Here is a 19,116-nt window from a genome sequence, read left to right as displayed (position 1 = left end):
GTCACACCACTCCCAACAGATAGATCACGGTAAACACGCAGATCCACACTACGTCCAGGAAGTGCCAGAACAGGCTCAGGCAACTTAGCCGGGTGGCGGTGGTGTTGGTCTGGCCTTTCTGGCGAATCTGCACCATCAGCACAGCCATCCAGATCAACCCCGTCAACACGTGCGCGCCGTGGGTGCCGACAAGGGTGAAAAACGCGGTCAGAAACGCGCTGCGGTCCGGTCCGTAGCCTTCTGCAATCAGATGGTGGAACTCGTTGATTTCCATGGCAATGAAGCCGGCGCCGAGCACGAACGTAAGTCCCAGCCAACGCAGCACCTGGCTTTGCTGGCCACGGTTCATCGCGAGCATCGCGTAGCCGTAGGTGATGCTGCTCAACAGCAGCAGCATGGTTTCAGCGAGCACATAGGACAGTTCGAAAATATCCACGCTCGAAGGACCGCCGGCCACGCTGTCGCGCAACACCGCATAGCCGGCGAACAAGCTCGCGAACAGGATGCAGTCGGTCATCAGGTAGATCCAGAACCCGAAGACGCTCAGCGAACCCGCGTCTTCATGTCCGTGTTCCTGAATATGAGCGACGTCTTTTTCAATCACGATATTGGACATGGATCAAGCCTCTGCCAGGTCTTTGAGACGTGCCGTTTCGATGCGCGCCACCTCTTGCGCGGACACGAAGTAATCAGTGTCTTCGTCGTAGCTGCGCACCACGAACGCGACCACCGAAGCCACCAGGCCGAACGCCGCCAGCCACCAGATGTGCCAGACCAGGGCGAAGCTGCAGATCAGCGCGAACAGGCTGATCAACAGGCCCGAGGCGGTGTTGCGCGGCATGTGAATGCTTCGGTAGTCGGTGTGGCTGAGGGTGCTCACGCCGCGCTCCTTCATGCCCCAATAAGCGTCCAGGTCATTGACCTTGGGTTGCTCGGCGAAGTTGTACAGCGGTGGCGGAGAGGCGGTGGCCCATTCCAGGGTGCGCCCGTCCCACGGGTCGCCAGTGAGGTCGCGGTATTGGTGGCGGTTGCGGATGCTGACGAACAGCTGCAGAGCCTGGGAAATTACGCCGCAGAGGATGATGAGCACGCCCAGCACTTCCAGCAGCAGCCACGGCCGCCATTCCGGGTTGTCGAAATGGTTTAGGCGCCGGGTCATGCCCATAAAGCCCAGTACATACGACGGCATGAACGCGAAATAAAAGCCGATCAGCCAGCACCAGAAGGCGATGCGGCCCAGCTTGTCGTTCAAGCGGAAGCCAAAGGCCTTGGGGAACCAGTAGGTCAGGCCGGCCATGTAGCCGAACACCGCGCCGCCGATGATCACGTTGTGAAAATGCGCGATCAGGAACAGGCTGTTGTGCAGCATGAAGTCAGCGCCCGGCACTGCCAGCAATACCCCGGTCATCCCGCCGATGCTGAAGGTCACGATAAAGCCCAGGGTCCACAGCATGGGGGTCTCGAAGCGCACCCGGCCACGGTACATGGTGAACAGCCAGGTGAAGATTTTCACCCCGGTCGGCACAGCGATAATCATGGTCATGATGCCGAAGAACGCGTTGACGTTACCCCCTGCGCCCATGGTGAAGAAGTGGTGCAGCCACACGATGAACGACAACACGGTAATCGCAATCGTCGCCCATACCAGCGACACGTAACCGAAGAGCCGCTTACTGCTGAAGGTCGCGGCAATCTCGGAAAACACTCCGAACGCCGGCAGGATCAGGATGTACACCTCCGGATGCCCCCAGGCCCAGATCAAGTTCACGTACATCATCGGGTTGCCGCCGGCTTCGTTGGTAAAGAAATGCATGCCCAGGTAACGGTCCAGGGACAGCATCAGCAGGGTGGCGGTGAGAATTGGAAACGACGCCAGGATCAGCACCGAGGTGCACAGCGCATTCCAGGTGAACACCGGCATTTTGAACAACGTCATGCCTTCGGTGCGCATCTTCAAGATTGTGACGAAGAAATTCAGCCCCGTCAGTAACGTGCCGACGCCGGATATCTGCAGTGACCATATGTAGTAGTCCACCCCGACCCCGGGGCTGTATGCCAATCCGGATAACGGCGGATAGGCGACCCAACCGGTTCGCGCAAACTCACCGATCCCCAGTGAGACGTTGACCAGCGCGGCACCGGCCACGAACAGCCAGAAGCTCAGCGCGTTGAGAAACGGATAGGCCACGTCGCGTGCGCCGATCTGCAACGGCACCACAACGTTCATCAGGCCGACCACGAAGGGCATGGCCACGAAGAAAATCATGATCACGCCATGGGCAGTGAAGATCTGGTCGTAGTGTTCCGGCGGCAGATAACCCGGCCCGCCACTGGCGGCCATGGCTTGCTGGGTGCGCATCATGATTGCGTCGGAAAAACCGCGTAGCAGCATCACCAGCGCGACGATGATATACATACATCCGATCTTTTTGTGGTCCACCGACGTGAACCACTCGCGCCACAAATAGCCCCATTTGCGTTTCCAGGTAATGGTGCCCACCATCGCCGCGCCGATCAGCCCGATGAAGGCCAGCGTGTACATCACAATCGGTTCAGTGGTTGGAATCGCATCCCATGACAGTTTTCCGAACATTGTTATTGCTCCTCGGCCAGTAAACTGGGGTGTTGATCGACGCGCTTTTCAGTACCGCTCAATGGCGCTCGCCTGGTTTTATTGGCCTTGTTCATGCCTTCGTATTTATCGACGATGTCCAGAAACAGCCGCTCCTGCACTGCCGAGTAATAGGTCACGGGGTGCTTGATGGTGGGCTTGGCCAAGTGCGCATAGCTCGTTTGGTCAAGGGCTGTGGAGGCGCCCTTGACCTTGTTCACCCAGGTCTGGAAGTCGGTGGGGCTCAATGACAGCGTGGTGAAATGCATGTCGGAAAAACCGGGGCCGTTGTAGTTGGCGGCGATTCCCTTGAACTCGCCGGTTTCGTTGGCGATCAGGTGCAGCTTGGTCTGCATGCCTGCCATCGCATAGATCTGCCCTCCCAGCGCCGGGATGAAGAAGGACGTCATGGCTGCGTCGGAGGTGATGGTGAAACTCACCGGCGTGTGCACCGGCAAGGCCAGTTCGTTGACGCTGGCGATACCCAGGTCGGGGTAGATGAACAGCCACTTCCAGTCGGTGGCCACCACCTGGACGTTGATCGGTGGCGTGTCCGAGTCGAGCGGGCGATAGGGGTCGAGGGCGTGGGTGGTTTTCCACGTCACCCAGCCCAAGGCGATGATGATCAGCAGCGGCACGCCCCACACTACCGCTTCGATTTTGTGGGAACTGGCCCAGCGCGGTGAGTAACGGGCCTTTTTATTGGTGGCGCGGTAGCGGTAGGCGAATACGAACATCAGCACGATCACCGGCACCACAACCAACAGCATCAGGCCCGTGGCGAGGATAATCAGGTCGCGCTCATCGGTTGCAATCTGCCCCTTGGGGTTGAACACCACTAAGTTGCAGCCGCTTAACAAGAAGACGCTGGCGAGATATGCCAGGCAATAGCCAATCGCTCGTTTCATGCCTTGCTCCTGTATTGAAAACGTCCGTTGTTACGGCGCCGAAAGTCCGGCGACAGTGGTCGAAAATTACTTAAGCGAAACGCTGGCGCTGCGCTTTTTAGTGCGTGGCGCAGTCAAGTGCCTGACGCCAGGCAATACAGCGCCATCAATGGACAAAACCCATCAACTGCCCGGATCTGTTGGCTTTCGCTGCTGCTCTGGGGTGCGTGTTTCACCGCGCTGCCGAATATTTTGAATAGACGTCACGGGGTTGGTTTAACAATTTGTTACTTCGCCTGACGAACGGCTTAACAAGCGAAACGGCACTAGAGCTTTATAGGTGCATGATGCAATTTCCCTTGTAAAAAAGACGGAATCCCTCTTAAGGCATTCAGGTCTTACTTGAAGACCAACCCACTAACGGTCCGGGAGAACAGTTATGTTTATTCGTGGTAATACTTATAAGGCATGGGCCCAAAAGGCATTGGAAGAAGAGTGCTTTACTCAGGAAGTGGAAAACGGGTGCCATATCGAAGTCAGGGCCCGGGAGCGCGAAGACGCCGATATCGAAGTGATGGTCAGCGTCTATACCGCGACGGGGCAATGCGTGATTGAACGCACCAGCCAGTTGCCGGGCGCCGAATGGACCGTGCACGACGCGCTCAAGCGCGGCATTGATCAGGCGGAACGGATTGCGGGCGGCGAATCGGGGCGTTTGCCCTGCGCTGACGCGCACCTGCACGAGGACGATTGACGGGGCGCCTGCGCCGGGGTTGCAGCGGAAAACGGAACTTTGGCGGCGCGTGGATTTTCCATTGTAGAGAGCCCCGCGTCAGCCGGCCCGCGCCCGCTGATTGCTGATAACAACCCCGCCGCCCGAACCGCCCATGTCCGAGTTCAGCTTCAGCCAAGCCGCACCCACAAAACCGTCCTTGCGCCGCGCCGTGACGGGCCCGATGTTGTTTCTGTTCATTCTCGGCGATGTGCTCGGTGTCGGCGTATACGCGCTGGCCGGCACCATCGCTGGCGAGGTGGGTGGGGCGATCTGGGTGCCGCTGCTGGTGGCGTTGTTCTTCGCCATGCTCACGGCAGGTTCGTACGCGGAGCTGGTGACCAAGTACCCCTATGCCGGCGCTGCTTCGGTGTTCGCCGAGAAGGCATTCAAGTCACCGCTGATTTCGTTCCTGGTCGGCTTTTGCATGCTGGCGGCCGCCGTCACCAGTGCGGCCGGGCTGTCCCTCGCATTTGCCGGCGATTACCTGGCGGCGTTCGTCGACGTATCACCGCACCTGGCCGCGCTGATATTCCTGATGGTGATAGCGCTGCTCAATGCTCGCGGTATCAAGGAGTCGTTGGGCGGCAACATGGTCATGACCTGCATCGAACTGTCCGGGCTGCTATTGGTGGTGGTGGCCGCGGCCTGGTGCATCCAGTCGGGCGAAACCAACCTCGGCCGCGCGCTGGAGTTCAAGGCCGGCGTCAACACTATGCCTGCGGTGCTGAGCGCTGCATTGCTGGCGTTCTATTCGTTTGTCGGTTTTGAAACGTCGGCTAACCTGGCCGAAGAAATACGCGGGGTGCGCAAGGTGTATCCGCGTGCGCTGTTTGCCGCGTTGGTGACGGCCGGCATCGTGTATACGGCGGTTGGTGTCGCTGCTTCAGTGGTGCTGCCGATGGACAAACTGACGGCCACCTCGGCGCCGTTGCTCGAAGTGGTACGCGCCTCGGGCTTGAGTATCCCGCCCCAGCTCTTCGCATTCATTGCACTGGTGGCGGTCGCCAACGGTGCGCTGTTGACCATGGTCATGGCCAGCCGCCTGACCTATGGCATGGCCCGCATGGGCCTGTTGCCGGGGCCGCTTTCGCGTGTGCTGCCCAAGCGGCGTACGCCTTGGGTCGCGATCATCGCCAGCACCCTGGTGGCCATCTCCTTGACGTTGACCGGCACGCTCGCAGCGTTGGCCGATACGGTCGTGCTGTTGCTGCTTTTCGTGTTCCTCAGCACCAACCTGGCGGTGCTGGTATTGCGCCGCGACCTCGTCGCAGAACACCATTTTCGTGTGCCGACCTGGGTGCCGGTGCTGGCGATTGTTTCCTGCCTGATCCTGCTCAGCCAGCAAGGCCTCGACACTTGGCTGCGAGGCGGCGCGATGATGCTGCTGGGGAGTGCGCTGTACGCGTGCAACCGCCTGGCGACGCCGGTCGCGGAGCCTGGCTAAATCGCTTATCGGAGCATGGGTATCGGCATCTACGGCTCACACATCCCCCGCTGTTCGGCGTGCCAGGCATTGAAACCACACGCACGACCCTCAGGGCTTAAACACCACCCGCAGGCAATTATCGGTTTTTTCCTTGAACAGCTTGTAGCCTTGCGCCCCGTCTTCCAGGCTCATGGGATGGGTCAGCAAGTAGGCAGGGTCAAGCTCGCCTTTGCGAATATGCTCGAACAGGGTCGGTGCGTAACGCTGCCCCGGTTGCTGTCCGGATCTTAGCGTCAACGCCTTGTTGACGATCGCGCCCATCGGGAACTTGTCGAGCAACCCACCGTACACGCCGACCACCGATACCGTGCCGCCTTTACGGCAGGCACGTATGGCCTGCCTTAGCACGCTGCCGCGTTCGGTGTGCAGCCTGAGCAACTGCTTGGCCTTGTCATAGGCATAGTCGATCTCGGTGCCATGCGCCTCCATGCCCACACAGTCGATGCAGCGATCCGGGCCGCGTCCGCCAGTCAACTCCAGCAAGGCTTCGTGCACGTTGGTTTTCTCGTAGTTGATAGGGATCGCCTTGCCGCGTTCTTCGGCCAGGCGCAGCCGGTCGGGGTAACGATCAATCGCGATCACCCGCTCGGCGCCCAACAGGTAAGCACTGCAGATCGCCATCTGGCCAACGCCGCCGCAGCCCCACACTGCCACGGTGTCGCCGGGCTGGATATCGGCATTGTCCGCCGCGAAGTAACCGGTGGGCGCCGCATCCGAGACAAACAGCGCCTGCTCATCGCTCACGCCTTCGGGCACCTTGAACAGGTTGACGTCGGCGAACGGCACCCGCACGTAGGTTGCGTGACTGCCCGGGTAACCGCCAAAGGCGTGGCTGTAGCCGATGATGCCGCAGCATGGCTGGCCATACATCAGGTCCGTCGCCGACGGGTTTGGGTTGGAGTTGTCGCAGCAGGAGAAATCGCTGCGCTGGCACGGCTCGCAGTTGCCGCAGCCGATGATTGAGATGGTGATCACTTTGTCACCCTTGCGCAGGTCGGTGACGCCTTTGCCGACCTCAACCACTTCGCCCATGGATTCGTGGCCAATGATATCGCCGGGCTTCATGGCCGGTACGTAGCCGCCGAGCAAGTGCAGGTCCGAACCGCAGACAGAGGAGAGGGTGACGCGAATGATCGCGTCCCGTGGGTTAAGGATCGCAGGGTCGGCGACATTGTCGAGTTGCAGTAGATTAGGTGCTTGCCAAGTGAGTGCGCGCATCAGTGGGGTTCTCCTTCGATAACAACGCCGGTTTTGGCTGACGGGTGATCGGTTGCGACCTGGTCAGCGCCGGCGTGTACGTAAAAAAAATCGTCGTCCTGTTCCGGCCTGGAGCGGTTGTTGCTGACCTCGCCGGTCTCCAGTTGCTGCTTCACTGCCTGCAGGGCGTTGAGCAAGGCTTTGTCGCTGAACAGGCTGATCGCACGCGCCAAGCCATAGCCCAACTTGGCCATTGCCGGCTTGCACACCACCACCGCCTTGACCTGGGTTCCACGGCCGGCCGGGGCGGGGCTCAGCGAGACGGTAATGTCGTGCGCCCATCGCGCGTCGCCTGGAGTTTTCCAATGCACTACATGGCGATCCTGTGTATCGATCTGCACAAGCGCGCACTGCAGGCGCCGGCCGGCCGGTGCGCGGAGCTTCCAGAGCGCGGTGTCCGGGGTCAGTTGCTCGACACTGTCGACCCAGCGCAGCAACGGGCCGATGTTCTCGGGCCTGGCGATGAGGGCAGACACCTCATCCGATGGGCGCAAGATCGTGATACTGCGCGTGATTGCCTCGCTGATCGGCCACTGATGTTCGCGGCTGAATTGTGTTTCGTAGGGGGTTGGTGTCAACACCCGCTTCAGTGCGCAGTGCCCGGCTGCACCGCGAATTACACCGTAGGCGCCCGCCGCAACCTGGAGTGCACCACTCAACCCACCCTTGCGACAGCCATGCAGTAATAGGGCAGCGCCAGCGGCCAGCGAAAGTGTGCGCTCAGCCTTGGTCATCGTGCCGCTTCGGTGCGCGTCAGGAGGGGTGTGGGTGGATATTAGTGGCTGGTCAGTCATGGTCAATCCTCCGATGGATGTGTCTGCGATAGAAAAACCTGCGCAGCTTGAGTTCCACCGCATTTCACGATTAGAGATGAAAGGTTTCCCGCCCTTGAAGTTCAAGTTAGTCATGGCAGCGTATTGGGGCGCGGCGAAACAAGCCGGCGTTGTGTATATAAGTGCGGCGCACTAGTCACCGGCTCGCCGAACACCGTCACGGCTCTATGAACTGCTCAAAAAAAAGCCCGCACGGAGTACGGGCAAGACAGGAGTTTTACCAGAGCCTGGAGGGAGCAGGCTCAATAGTAAGAAGCGATAAAGCGATAACGGTTTGGTTTTTTTTAGAAGGCGCCGACGAATGGTCATGTCCCGATAGTGTCGCAAGTTGGCGCAACTAAAAATACACCTCAAGAGGGAAAATCTGAACCTTCGCGCTGCTCCAATAACAAAAATCAGAAGGAGGATATATGAAAAATTCTTTATATATTATCGAGTACGAATACCATCATAAGCCGAGATCTTTTATTATAAGAGCGGATGTCATGAATAATGCAGCGGCGTGGCATTGGGCATCTTGCGATGCTGGGATCGGTATAATTCCTCGGTCACGCCATGAAAAGATCAAACGGGTCAGCAGACCCCTTGCAGAACGCTACGGCCTGGAGAACGTCAGGTGGCGTCCTTCTGGAAGTATTCCGTTTATTGCGCAGCCCTATGTACCACCGCCCCCTGAATGAGTGTAACTTTTAACAAATACGCACATTTGAATAGAGTGTTGGTTTGAGTCAAGCCTTATTGTTTTTTCGACGTTCCTGCAGCATGCATAACTTGAGGGCGCTGCGTTGAAGTGCATCTATCATCAAGTCCGCCAGATACTGTTGCCTGCATGGCGGGCAGAGCATCTCGGCGGCGGTGGACACCAGATAGGAGGGTTCGTCCGTCGTCGGCTCGAAGGGCTGTTTACATTGGGCGCACTGGCCGTTCGCTTGTAGACCAGACATCTTCGATTCCTCCCTGAATTAAAAGCTCACTCACGATCCATGATGAGGTAAATGATTTCAACAAAAAAAAGGAGGAGTTTCAAACAAGCGATTAATTGATATTAAAGTGCCAATATTCGAGTTTCAAAGGGAAGGCGTGCGCATGACTGTCGGCGGGTGTCACGACAGACGCGTCCGCACGCCTGATCTGGCCCGCTCAGGCTTCGAGCTTTTTGCTGCGTGTTTTTCGCGTTGTGGATGATGGCGCCGCCTGGCGCTTTGATCGGGCCGGTACAGGCCGCGTAACATTGCTTTCGATCGTGCCCGAAGAGCTATCTATTTGCCCGGGCGTCAGTTCGTCTCTGGCTTGCAGCCAATGCACAAAATCCTGGCCGTCAGGCTTACCTTGTTGTTCCCAAATACGGTAGGCGGTGAGTCGAATCGTTTCTTCGTCCATCGTGGTGCTCCTGTTCCAGTTTAAAAGCGCTAGGAGTGAATGAAGCTGCTTACAAACTCAGCCTTGATGACCGGTAGTTCGATCCCATGGATCAAGCCGGCTGTCATGGCTTGTTGCGGGTCGAGAATGCGCGGTGCCGCTATCAGGTACTTTTCTGTTTCGAGTTTTTCCCTTGCATCCTTGGTACGCTCTTCGACGATGCGTGCATACAACTGCAAGTCGTAGTCAAGGCTCATGGCGTATTCGGACATGCGCGAATGGTCGACGGCGCCTTGCACATGCCAATGAAACGGATGAAACAGAAATTTACTGTGCTTGCACGCCGTCCTGCGCTCACCGGCCAGAAAGATGATATTGCCCATCGACTCCACGGTGCCCAGATTATGGGTGTGCACCGCGATCGGCAGCGCCAGCAGGAAGTTGTACATGGTAAAACCGTAGCTGCATTCGCCGCCCATAGTGGCGATGTTCACTACCAGCCCCGAAGCCTCTTGCTGAACGGCCAACGAGGCTTTTTCGATAAGTTGGCTGCAGGTAGAGGCGGTGACCGGCCCGGTAAAGTTAATGACGTGTAAAGGCATGGTGTCCCCCGTCCATCAAGGCAGGGGAGCACCGCTCCCCTGCATAAAGCACGTTAACCGTTGCGTCCGCCACCATGGCTGTTTTGGCCGCCTTTACGGCCAGCTTCCGAGGCTTTCTCACGGTCGTTGGCAAAGTTGCCGCCACTGTTCTGGCCGCCTTTGCTACCGGCTTCGGCGGCGCGCTCGGGATCATTTTTGAAATTGCCGCCGCTGTTTTGGCCACCCTTGCTTCCGATCTCCTGATAGAACTCTTTGTCATGGGAAGCCGAAGTTGCATCGCCACCTTTTTTACCGGCTTCGTTGACGCTCATTTGGTTTTGCTTGTCGTTAGTAGTCATCTCAGTAATCTCGTCGTTATGTCGTTGATATATCTTTCATCTCGATCTACAGGCACTTAAATACTGACGGTCGCTCAGGTTATAAATGCCTTTCGCACAGCGGAAGTGTTTGCGACGCATCGACAGTCGCTTCAGCCAGTTCCACGACGCGGAGATGTTCGTAACATGGCAATGTGTTCGCGCGTAGGCTTGCCCCTGCGTCAGTTCGCACTTGCGTGCGTGGCTTAGGAGGCAAAACGCTTCGCTGATAGTCTGCTGATGCACGCATGCTTAGTTCTCCTTTGCTATTAATAGAAGGGGCAGCATTGCTGCCCCCATGTGACCACGCTTACTACTTGCGGCCGCCGCCATGGCTATTCTGGCCACCTTTACGGCCAGCTTCCGAAGCCTTTTCGCGGTCATTGGCAAAGTTGCCGCCAGATGCCTGGCCGCCTTTCTTTCCCGCCTCGGAGGCTTTTTCGTGATCGTTGGCGAAATTACCTGGGTTTTTATTACTGGTCGTCATAATGCTACTCCAACTGTAATTGAGGTTTCGCTTACGCCCGTTTATTGCAACGGACATAGTTTCCGATAAGGGCGGTCGTCTAAATGTTTCGAGATTTTTTAAAAAGGACGATGAACGGTCTTTGGTTGAAAGAAACTTGTACGGACACGCGGTGTTCGCGCCGCTTCGTATAAGTTTTTACTTCAAGCGAGGCGGGAGTGCTATTAAATTAATGGCATTGGCTGCCGCTTCGCTTAGTGTCGAAAATGCTTTTAATTGAGGACTCTTGTACGGGGCGACTACCGAACATGCATCATGGAGTTTCAGACGCTTTATGCCAAATATATAGGTCTGAAACAGACTGATCGTAGGGCGGGGCTGACCAGGAAAACGGAGGCTGGCAAATGACCTGAAGCCCGCACCAACCCCTCGAACCGCCAATGATGGATTTGATTAAAGAGTGCGCCCCGTCAGCTCAATTTACCCGCCGACGCGCAGCATTCCGCCAGAGCGTGTTGAGCTCTTTTTAGCGGCCAGATACTGTCCCTTGACGATGGTCAATCGGCACCTACCAAGGCACGGCTGCGGCCGACTTATTTTTGCAGGCAACGCTGACCCAGATTTTCGGCAAGCGAGGTTTCGGCCAAAATCGCCTCTTCACGAAGTGCTGTCTCCAGCGCCTCCAAATGCCGCGAAAGTATTTTTACCGATCCGCTCAAATTGTCGGGATCGAAAGGAATTTTACCATTTGCGATCAGAACCATCGCCAGGTCCCAGGCGCGCTGAGAATTTTTCATCACGCAATCTCCTTTTCGCGCTTGGCAGCTTTTCCCCCGTCGGCGACCACGCTTACGGTGGGCAATGGAAAATGCTTGTTGAGCACGCCAAGATGCTCAATCGCTTCACGGAAAAGCGCTTCGGCTTTGCCGCGAAGGCGCAGATATTCATCAAACATTTCGCTATCGAAATCAGGTTGCTCCAGCAGGTCGAATGCGCTGCGGCTTAGGGCATTGGCCTCGTTGAAAAGCTTCTGATTCTGCTCCATGGCCAACTGGCGGCAGGCCATCATTTTTGCGTCGATGTCGTTGTGTTGCATGGCTTAAATCCTTCATCAGCAGGTCTCTGTATAACTGTGTGACCCGCTTGCAAAGCCCGTGTATCAAAATGGTTTTCTCTGAAATATCGATTAATTCAACGATTCAGTTTGCTTGAAATTATCGTCTTTTTAGATGGAGCTACTCGCTAAAAATCCGCGCCCCGTCGCTGTAACCGAATGACCTCTAACCAATATCCGTGAGATGTCCAGAAGGAAACCCCGATCCGTGAGCAGAACGGGAAAATCTCCTTATCCCTACTGAGAAAGTCCCAACTAACGACGTAAGCAACACAATTTTTCGATGAGATCAATCAACGACTCGTGGGCGACCGGTTTGCTGAGATGGGTACTAAAGCCCGACTCAGCCGCCTTTTTCTGGTCACTGCCGGCCCCGTAACCTGTGAGGGCGATAGCGGGCACCCGGCGCAGATGAGCTATCGCGCGCAGCTTCTGCATCAGCTCATGGCCGTTCATTTTCGGCATGCCAATGTCGGAAATGATCAAGTCGTACTGAGCAGCGCGGGCTGTTTCCAGCGCACTCTGTGGGTCATCGAACGCGCTGACTTGCGCGCCTTCCATCTCCAGCAATACATTCAGCACTTCGAGCACCTCGGCAGAGTCCTCCACCAGCAACACCTTCACGCCGTGGAGGCGTTCATCCTCCTCCTGTTCAGCGTCAGAACGTTGTAGATGATCCTGTTGTTCGCACAGCGGCAGCCATATCGAGAAGGTGCAGCCAAAACCCAGCCCTTTGGAATGGACGCTGACCGAGCCTTCGTGAGCCTCCACCAACTGGCGTACCAAGGACAAGCCTATGCCAAGGCCCTCGCGTTGATGCGTCTGATGCTGGTTTTCTGCCTGCCCGAACAGATCAAAGATCTTCTCCAGGCTGTCATCGGCTAGGCCGATGCCACTGTCGATCACGTCCAGCTGGGCGCCCCCCTCCGAGCGGCTGAGCACCAACTGAACCTCACCGCCCTCCGGGGTGAATTTCAGGGCGTTGTTGACCAGGTTCCAGATCACTTGCTCAATGCGCGTGGGGTCCACGTCGACTATCAGGGGGCCATGATCCGAAGGTGTTTGCAGCGTTACATGACGACGATGCCCGTCGGCGAGCACTACGCTATGGATATCCTGCAGCGTGCGAATCAGATCAATCGGTTGTTTTTTCAGCTTGAGCTTGCCCGTGCGTACCCGGGCAACATCCAGCAGGTCATCAATGATCCGCGCCTGGCTGGATACGGCCTCGCAGATTGTGTTCACGGCTTTGATCGCCGGGACCGCCGCCTTGGTGGCGGGCAAGCGACGCAGTAGTTCCGCGTTCAGTTGGATCAGGTTCAGTGGATGTTTGAGTTCGTGCGACATCACCGCGAAAAACTCGTCCTTGAGATGGCTCTTCGTCTGAGTTTCGATCAGGCGCTGCCTCTGCTCATCCTGGGTGCGTTTGTGGCCAGTGAGGTCGCGGGCGATCTTGACGTAGCCCTGCAAGCTGTCGCTCTGGAGCTGAGTGATCTCACCACTGCAGTAGAACCGACTGCCATCCTTGCGCACATGCCAGCGCTCATCTTCACCGCGACCGTGTTCGCGGGCCGCGCGCAGTTCGCTCTCCGGCATGCCGGAGGAGCGGTCCTCCGGTGAAAAAATAAAGTCGTAATAAGCGCCCAGCACTTCGTCCTTGGTGTAGCCGAAGATCAGTTCTGCACCCGTGTTCCAATCGGTGATGGCACCATGGTCATCAAGGATGATGATTGCAAAGTCATGGGTACTCTCGGCGACTAGGCGCATGCGCTCCTCGCCCAGGCGCAGTTCTTCCTCGGCTTGGCGCCGCTTGGTGATATCGATGAAGGTAAGCACCGTGCCATCGATATGGTCCTCGCTGGAGCGGTAGGGCAACAACCGTGCAATGTACCAGCGGTCGTTCTTACCGCCGATTTCCCGCTCAATTGTACCGAGTGACTCAAAGACGGTCGTGGCGTCTTCGGTAATTTCCGGGTAATCGAGGCGGTGGGTGATGTCCATCAGCGAGCGTCCAGTGTCCACCGGAAGCATGCTGAAAATATCGGTGGCGCGTGGCGTGAACCAACGGATGCGCATGTTGCGGTCAACGAACACGGTGGCGATGTCGGTGGAGGCGATCAGGTTGGTCAGATAGTCATTGACCTTGTCCGTTTCTTCTACCTTGGTTTTGAGTTCATAGTTGACGGTCAGCAGTTCTTCGTTGATCGACTGCAGCTCTTCCTTGCTGGTTTCCAGCTCTTCGGTAGCCGAGCGTAACTCTTCATTGACCGCCTGCATTTCCTCATTGGAGGCCTTGAGCTCTTCGCTTGAGACTTCCGACTGCTCGATGGCGTCCTGCAAGTGCAGCTTGGTGCGTTGTAGCTCGCGTTCCAGGTTCCCCATGAGGGCGTTTTCGGCATGGCTGACAGTCGTGGTATCGACCTGTTGTGGGTCGATTGCGCTTTCCTGGAAGATCACCAGCACATAGTCGCTTTCGGTCGCGTCATCGCGATAGGGGTGGGCGGTGATGTCCACCATGAAGGGGCCCTGTTCGCGCTGAACGCGGATCTTGCGAGAGATCACAGGCATATTCGATTGCTGAACCTGGAAGAGTGTAGTGCGGATGTCGAGGCGCAGGTCCGGATGAACCAGGGCCAACAGATTGTGGGTGACTTCCCCGGCGACATAGCACAGGAACCGCCCGGCACCTTCGCTCATGTGCAGGATGTTGGCTTGGATATCGACGATCACGCTGGGCGGCGCAGCTTTTTCCAGGGCGCGCAGATGGATATCCGCGAACGCAACTTTGCTGGGCGCCTTGATTTCAGTCGTAATCGACGCTGTGCTTGGGCGCAAGTAGCCGCCTCGCGGGATGGTTGGGGCGCGGCGCATAGCGGAGGAGCCGGCACGTACCCGAAAAATGCGGTTTCGTTTGTCCACCGGCACAAACAGGTCCAGGCAGCCGTCGGCCGACTCCGAGGAACCGAGGAACAAATAGCCTCCGGGGCGCAGCGCAAAGTGGAACATCTGCAAGATGTCGCGCTGCACTTCGCGGTCCAGGTAGATCAACAGGTTGCGGCACACGATCAGGTCGATCTGCGAGAACGGCGGATCAGCGAGCAAACTGTGTTTGGCGAACAAGACCTTCTCGCGAATTTCCTTGCGCACTCGATAGTGTTGGTTTTTCTCTTTGGCAAAATATTGGCGCAACCGCGGTGGCGGTACGTCGGTGATGATCGCCTCGGGATACACGCCGTTGCGGCCGTGGGTGACTGCGCGCTCGTCAATATCAGTGGCAAATACCTGCATCTTCGCGCCGCTGGCATCCAGCGCCAGTTGCTCGGCCAGCAGCATCGCGAGGCTGTAAGCTTCTTCGCCGGTGGAACAGCCGGCCGACCAGATGCGCACCTCTTCGCGGTGCGGCACAGTTTCTTCGAGTGACTTCACTAGGTTAGGTATCACGTCACGTTCAAGCGCTTCAAAGGCCTCGCGGTCGCGGAAGAAGTTAGTCACGCCGATCAGCATATCGCCGAGCAGGGCCTTGGTTTCGTCTGGGTGCTCCTGGAGGAAATTGTAATAGGTCGCCAGGTCCGGCTGGGCGGTTACTTGCAAGCGTCGCTCAATACGGCGCAACACTGTGGCGCGCTTGTAATGCTTGAAGTCGTGCCCGGTACTGGCGCGCAACTGAATCAGGATGTCCAGCAATAACTGCTCCGCCACGGCTGCATCGCGTTCGGTTGCAGGTGGGGTGGTTTTAATTTCGGGATCGTCGGCAGTGGGTAGGATGATTGACTGAGCATTGCGCCATAGCTCCAGCAGCTTCTGCGGCATTTCCACAACGGGAAGCACGAGATCGACCATTTGCGTTTCGATGGCAGCCCGCGGCATGCCATCGAACTCAGCATCTTCTGGTGTTTGTACCAGAGTGATCCCACCTTGCTCCTTGATTCGAGAAAGGCCAACCGCCCCGTCCGCTCCGGTCCCTGAAAGGATCACACAAAACGCCCGTTCTTTATGCGCGTCTGCCAAGTCGCGAAAAAACAGGTCGATGGCTATGTGCGAGCCGCCCTGGCGGGTTGATGGGGATACCGCTAAATAGCCATCATTCATTTTCAGATGGTGTGCAGGCGAGATGACATACACATGATTCCTTTCGATGGGCGTGGTGTCATTGACCTGCGAGACCGGAATACGGGTCGACTCCTGGATGATCTTATCCGCCACGCTTTGATGATCGGACGACAGGTGCAGAATCACCACGAACGCCATGCCGCAATCTTTGGGCATGTGCTCAAAAAACGCCTTGACTGCTTGCAGCCCGCCCGCAGACGCGCCAATCCCCACCACCGGAAAGTCCAAGTTGCTGGGAATAAGGTCCTTGCGTTGCGGAACGTTAGGGGACCGCTGGGGGGCAGACTTCATAAAATACCAACCTTGGTTAACTGCGCACGAGAAGAGCGTGGAGGGAGCAACTAAAGCGAGGGCAAGTGCTGAACCGAAAGCGAAATATAGCCGAAAAGCTGCGTAGAGCAGAATGCCTCGAATGTTGCTAACCCTGCAAACCTTTGCCTCCCGGTTGAGGCACGCAACGTTCAGAAGGTTTATTCAGACTGACCAATGGCACTGCTGTGCCTGAACGGTTATCTGATTTTTTCAAAATCTGTCTGAACTTACCCTCCCGGCCAACCCTCGCAAAAGTAATCACAGCCAGGAGGAAGACCGATGAACAGTTATCCAAAACCACCATTCAAGGCGCAACAGCAGCCCGTACCCGGTCAACAGCGCAAGATGGATCCAATGCCTGATTGCGGTGAGCAGACCTACACAGGCTCGGGCCGCCTCGCCAACAAAATAGCCTTAATCACCGGGGCCGACAGCGGCATTGGGCGTGCGGTGGCCATCGCCTTTGCACGCGAAGGCGCGGATGTGGCGGTCTCCTATCTGGATGAGCATGAAGACGCCAAGGAAACCGCGCGGTGGGTCGAGGCGGCGGGTCGTCAATGCCTGTTGCTACCCGGTGATCTGGGCAACGCGGATCAGTGCACGGCGATCGTCAGTGACACCGTGGAGAAGTTCGGACGCATTGATGTGCTGGTCAATAACGCGGCGTTCCAGATGACCTACGAAAGTCTGGAAGACATCCCCGATGAAGATTGGCTAAAGACCTTTAACGTTAACGTCACCGCGATGTTTCGCATCTGCAAAGCCGCGCTGCCGCACATGGCCGAGGGCAGTTCGATCATCAACACCAGCTCGGTCAATTCCGATGCGCCCAACCCCACGCTGTTGCCCTATGCGGCGAGCAAAGGCGCGATCGCCAACTTCACTGCGGGACTGGCGCAGATGCTCGGCAAGCGCGGTATTCGCGTCAACAGTGTGGCGCCCGGGCCAATCTGGACGCCATTGATCGTATCAACGATGACCGAGGACTCCGTGAAAAATTTCGGTGGCAATACACCGCTGGGGCGCCCCGGCCAGCCAGTCGAAGTCTCGCCCATCTACGTACTGCTGGCGTCGGATGAGGGCAGTTATATCTCCGGTGAACGCTACGGCGTAACAGGTGGCAAACCCATTCTTTGAATGAAGCGAGGCATTCGATGACGACGACAGTAGGCGACTTTCTGGTTGAGCGGCTCAGCCAATGGGGCGTTACCCGAATCTTTGGTTACCCGGGTGACGGTATCAATGGTGTATTCGGCGCGTTGAGCCGGGCGCAGGGCAAGATCGAATTCATTCAGGCCCGTCATGAGGAAATGGCCGCGTTCATGGCGTCGGCTCACGCCAAATTCACGGGGGAGCTGGGCGTGTGTATCGCGACTTCAGGGCCAGGAGCCTCGCACCTGATTACCGGGCTCTATGACGCGCGGATGGACCATATGCCGGTGCTGGCGATTGTCGGGCAGCAGGCGCGTGCTGCGCTTGGGGGGCATTACCAGCAGGAGCTGGACCTGGTGTCGATGTTCAAGGATGTGGCAGGGGCATTTGTGCAGCAGGCTATGGTGTCATCCCAGGTGCGTCACTTGGTGGACCGGGCCGTCCGCACGGCGGTCGGTGAGCGCCGAGTGACGGCGATCATCCTGCCCAACGATTTGCAGGAGGCGGCCTACGAGCCGCCCGTCAGGGCCCACGGCACAGTGCACTCGGGGGTGGGTTATTCAAAACCGCGAGTGGTGCCGTATGAGGCAGATCTACAGCACGCCGCAGACGTGCTGAATGCCGGTGAGAAAGTTGCGATTCTCGTCGGCGCAGGGGCGCTGGCGGCCACCGATGAAGTCATCGCCGTCGCCGAAGCGCTTGGCGCCGGGGTGGCCAAGGCGCTACTCGGCAAGGCTGCAGTCGCTGACGATTTGCCCTGGGTTACCGGCAGCATCGGCCTGTTGGGCACCGAGCCCAGCTACAAGCTGATGACCGAATGCGACACCTTGTTGATGATCGGCTCGGGTTTTCCTTACTCAGAGTTCCTGCCCAAGGAAGGCCAGGCCCGTGGCGTGCAGATTGACCTGCAACCCGACATGTTGAGCCTGCGTTATCCCATGGAGGTGAATCTGGTGGGTGATGCCGCCGAGACCCTGGCTGCGCTGTTGCCGTTGCTCACCCGCAAGACTCAGCGTAAATGGCGCAAGAAAGTCGAGGGTTGGCGTGCTAGCTGGGAGAAAACCCTGGAGAAACGCGCCCTGGCAAAAGCCAAACCGATCAACCCGCAACGCGTGGTGTACGAGCTGTCTCCACGCTTGCCCGACCACGCCATCATCACCAGCGATTCCGGCTCCTGTGCCAACTGGTATGCCCGCGACTTGAAGATCCGCCGTGGCATGCAATGTTCCCTGTCCGGTGGCTTGGCGTCCATGGGGGCCGCCGTGCCGTACGCCATCGCCGCCAAGCTTGCGCACCCGCAGAACACCGTGATCGCGCTGGTGGGCGACGGCGCGATGCAGATGAACAACATGGCCGAACTGATCACCGTGGCCAAATACTGGCGGCAGTGGCAGAGCCCTAAATGGATCTGTGCGGTGTTCAACAATGAAGACCTGAACCAGGTCACTTGGGAGCAGCGCGTGATGGAAGGCGACCCCAAGTTTGAGGCTTCGCAAACCATTCCTGACGTGCCGTATCACCTGTTTGCGATTTCGCTGGGGCTGAAGGGGATTTTCGTTGAGCGCGAGGAGGATGTGGCTGGGGCCTGGGAACAGGCGTTGGCCTCGGATGTACCGGTGCTGATCGAGTTCAAGACCGACCCCGACGTGGCGCCACTTCCCCCGCATATCAAACTGGAACAGGCCAAAAAGTTCGCCACCACGTTGCTCAAAGGCGACCCGGATGAAGCCGGGGTGATTGTGCAAACCGCCAAGCAAGTGTTGGCCAGCGTACTGCCAGGAGGCGCAAAAAAATAA

At 57.6% G+C, this 19,116-nt stretch carries 18 protein-coding genes; 5 read left to right on the top strand and 13 right to left on the bottom strand.

The window, feature by feature from the left end; genetic code table 11:
- Position 1: 1 nt before the first annotated feature.
- The 3 genes from cyoC to cyoA are packed head-to-tail and all read right to left on the bottom strand — an operon-like array spanning position 2 to position 3,519.
- The gene (cyoC, locus tag LGQ10_RS05020; protein WP_174395372.1) at positions 2 to 616 is read right to left on the bottom strand and encodes a cytochrome o ubiquinol oxidase subunit III; all 615 of its coding nucleotides are present in this window, start codon (positions 614 to 616) and stop codon (positions 2 to 4) included.
- Positions 617 to 619: 3 nt separating this feature from the next.
- Positions 620 to 2,593 carry a cytochrome o ubiquinol oxidase subunit I gene (gene cyoB / locus LGQ10_RS05015; RefSeq protein WP_174395373.1) on the bottom strand — a complete coding sequence of 658 codons (1,974 nt, stop codon included), beginning with the start codon at positions 2,591 to 2,593 and terminating at the stop codon, positions 620 to 622.
- A gap of 2 nt (positions 2,594 to 2,595) precedes the next feature.
- A complete protein-coding gene (gene cyoA, locus LGQ10_RS05010; protein ID WP_174395374.1) occupies positions 2,596 to 3,519 on the bottom strand; it encodes a ubiquinol oxidase subunit II in 924 nt (307 codons plus the stop codon).
- A gap of 418 nt (positions 3,520 to 3,937) precedes the next feature.
- Here cyoA and LGQ10_RS05005 point away from each other — a divergent pair, with 418 nt between their 5' ends.
- Together LGQ10_RS05005 and LGQ10_RS05000 are read left to right on the top strand one after the other, a co-directional pair.
- Positions 3,938 to 4,252, top strand: coding sequence for a hypothetical protein (locus LGQ10_RS05005; protein ID WP_174395375.1), 315 nt, complete (start codon positions 3,938 to 3,940; stop codon positions 4,250 to 4,252).
- A gap of 133 nt (positions 4,253 to 4,385) precedes the next feature.
- The gene (locus tag LGQ10_RS05000) at positions 4,386 to 5,717 is read left to right on the top strand and encodes an APC family permease (RefSeq protein WP_217438410.1); all 1,332 of its coding nucleotides are present in this window, start codon (positions 4,386 to 4,388) and stop codon (positions 5,715 to 5,717) included.
- 90 nt (positions 5,718 to 5,807) lie between these two features.
- Here the strand turns inward: LGQ10_RS05000 and LGQ10_RS04995 are convergent, their stop codons facing one another.
- The gene (locus tag LGQ10_RS04995; protein ID WP_174395376.1) at positions 5,808 to 6,977 is read right to left on the bottom strand and encodes a zinc-dependent alcohol dehydrogenase; all 1,170 of its coding nucleotides are present in this window, start codon (positions 6,975 to 6,977) and stop codon (positions 5,808 to 5,810) included.
- Positions 6,977 to 7,810: an SRPBCC family protein gene (locus LGQ10_RS04990; RefSeq protein ID WP_174395377.1), complete on the bottom strand. Its 834-nt coding sequence runs from the start codon at positions 7,808 to 7,810 to the stop codon at positions 6,977 to 6,979. The genes LGQ10_RS04995 and LGQ10_RS04990 overlap by 1 nt, the downstream gene beginning before the upstream one ends.
- 449 nt (positions 7,811 to 8,259) lie before the next feature.
- Between LGQ10_RS04990 and LGQ10_RS04985 the strand changes: the two genes are divergently transcribed.
- Positions 8,260 to 8,529: a DUF6555 family protein gene (locus tag LGQ10_RS04985; protein ID WP_174395378.1), complete on the top strand. Its 270-nt coding sequence runs from the start codon at positions 8,260 to 8,262 to the stop codon at positions 8,527 to 8,529.
- Positions 8,530 to 8,577: 48 nt separating this feature from the next.
- Here LGQ10_RS04985 and LGQ10_RS04980 read toward each other — a convergent pair whose 3' ends face one another.
- From LGQ10_RS04980 to LGQ10_RS04945, 8 genes are all read right to left on the bottom strand, one after another.
- Positions 8,578 to 8,793: a hypothetical protein gene (locus LGQ10_RS04980; protein ID WP_174395379.1), complete on the bottom strand. Its 216-nt coding sequence runs from the start codon at positions 8,791 to 8,793 to the stop codon at positions 8,578 to 8,580.
- A 196-nt stretch (positions 8,794 to 8,989) separates the two neighbouring features.
- Positions 8,990 to 9,229, bottom strand: coding sequence for a DUF2934 domain-containing protein (locus LGQ10_RS04975; RefSeq protein WP_174395380.1), 240 nt, complete (start codon positions 9,227 to 9,229; stop codon positions 8,990 to 8,992).
- A gap of 29 nt (positions 9,230 to 9,258) precedes the next feature.
- Positions 9,259 to 9,810 carry an ATP-dependent Clp protease proteolytic subunit gene (locus LGQ10_RS04970; RefSeq protein ID WP_174395381.1) on the bottom strand — a complete coding sequence of 184 codons (552 nt, stop codon included), beginning with the start codon at positions 9,808 to 9,810 and terminating at the stop codon, positions 9,259 to 9,261.
- A 53-nt stretch (positions 9,811 to 9,863) separates the two neighbouring features.
- Positions 9,864 to 10,148 carry a general stress protein gene (locus LGQ10_RS04965; protein ID WP_174395382.1) on the bottom strand — a complete coding sequence of 95 codons (285 nt, stop codon included), beginning with the start codon at positions 10,146 to 10,148 and terminating at the stop codon, positions 9,864 to 9,866.
- Between the two features lie 331 nt (positions 10,149 to 10,479).
- Entirely contained in the window at positions 10,480 to 10,653 is a 174-nt protein-coding gene (locus LGQ10_RS04960; protein WP_027616405.1) for a general stress protein, read from the bottom strand.
- A gap of 572 nt (positions 10,654 to 11,225) precedes the next feature.
- Complete coding sequence (locus tag LGQ10_RS04955) at positions 11,226 to 11,429, bottom strand: hypothetical protein (RefSeq protein ID WP_174395383.1); 204 nt, start codon at positions 11,427 to 11,429, stop codon at positions 11,226 to 11,228.
- Positions 11,429 to 11,728 carry a hypothetical protein gene (locus LGQ10_RS04950; protein WP_174395384.1) on the bottom strand — a complete coding sequence of 100 codons (300 nt, stop codon included), beginning with the start codon at positions 11,726 to 11,728 and terminating at the stop codon, positions 11,429 to 11,431. Before LGQ10_RS04950 ends, LGQ10_RS04955 begins: the two co-directional genes overlap by 1 nt.
- A 273-nt stretch (positions 11,729 to 12,001) precedes the next feature.
- Positions 12,002 to 16,147, bottom strand: coding sequence for a CheR family methyltransferase (locus LGQ10_RS04945; RefSeq protein ID WP_174395385.1), 4,146 nt, complete (start codon positions 16,145 to 16,147; stop codon positions 12,002 to 12,004).
- A gap of 300 nt (positions 16,148 to 16,447) precedes the next feature.
- Here LGQ10_RS04945 and LGQ10_RS04940 point away from each other — a divergent pair, with 300 nt between their 5' ends.
- Positions 16,448 to 17,305, top strand: coding sequence for an SDR family oxidoreductase (locus LGQ10_RS04940; protein ID WP_174395386.1), 858 nt, complete (start codon positions 16,448 to 16,450; stop codon positions 17,303 to 17,305).
- Positions 17,306 to 17,322: 17 nt separating this feature from the next.
- Positions 17,323 to 19,116 carry a thiamine pyrophosphate-requiring protein gene (locus LGQ10_RS04935; RefSeq protein ID WP_174395387.1) on the top strand — a complete coding sequence of 598 codons (1,794 nt, stop codon included), beginning with the start codon at positions 17,323 to 17,325 and terminating at the stop codon, positions 19,114 to 19,116.

Source organism: Pseudomonas sp. L5B5, assembly GCF_020520285.1.
Lineage (GTDB): Bacteria > Pseudomonadota > Gammaproteobacteria > Pseudomonadales > Pseudomonadaceae > Aquipseudomonas.
Note: the sequence above shows the minus strand (reverse complement) of the source record. Positions and strands in the feature narration are given on the sequence as shown.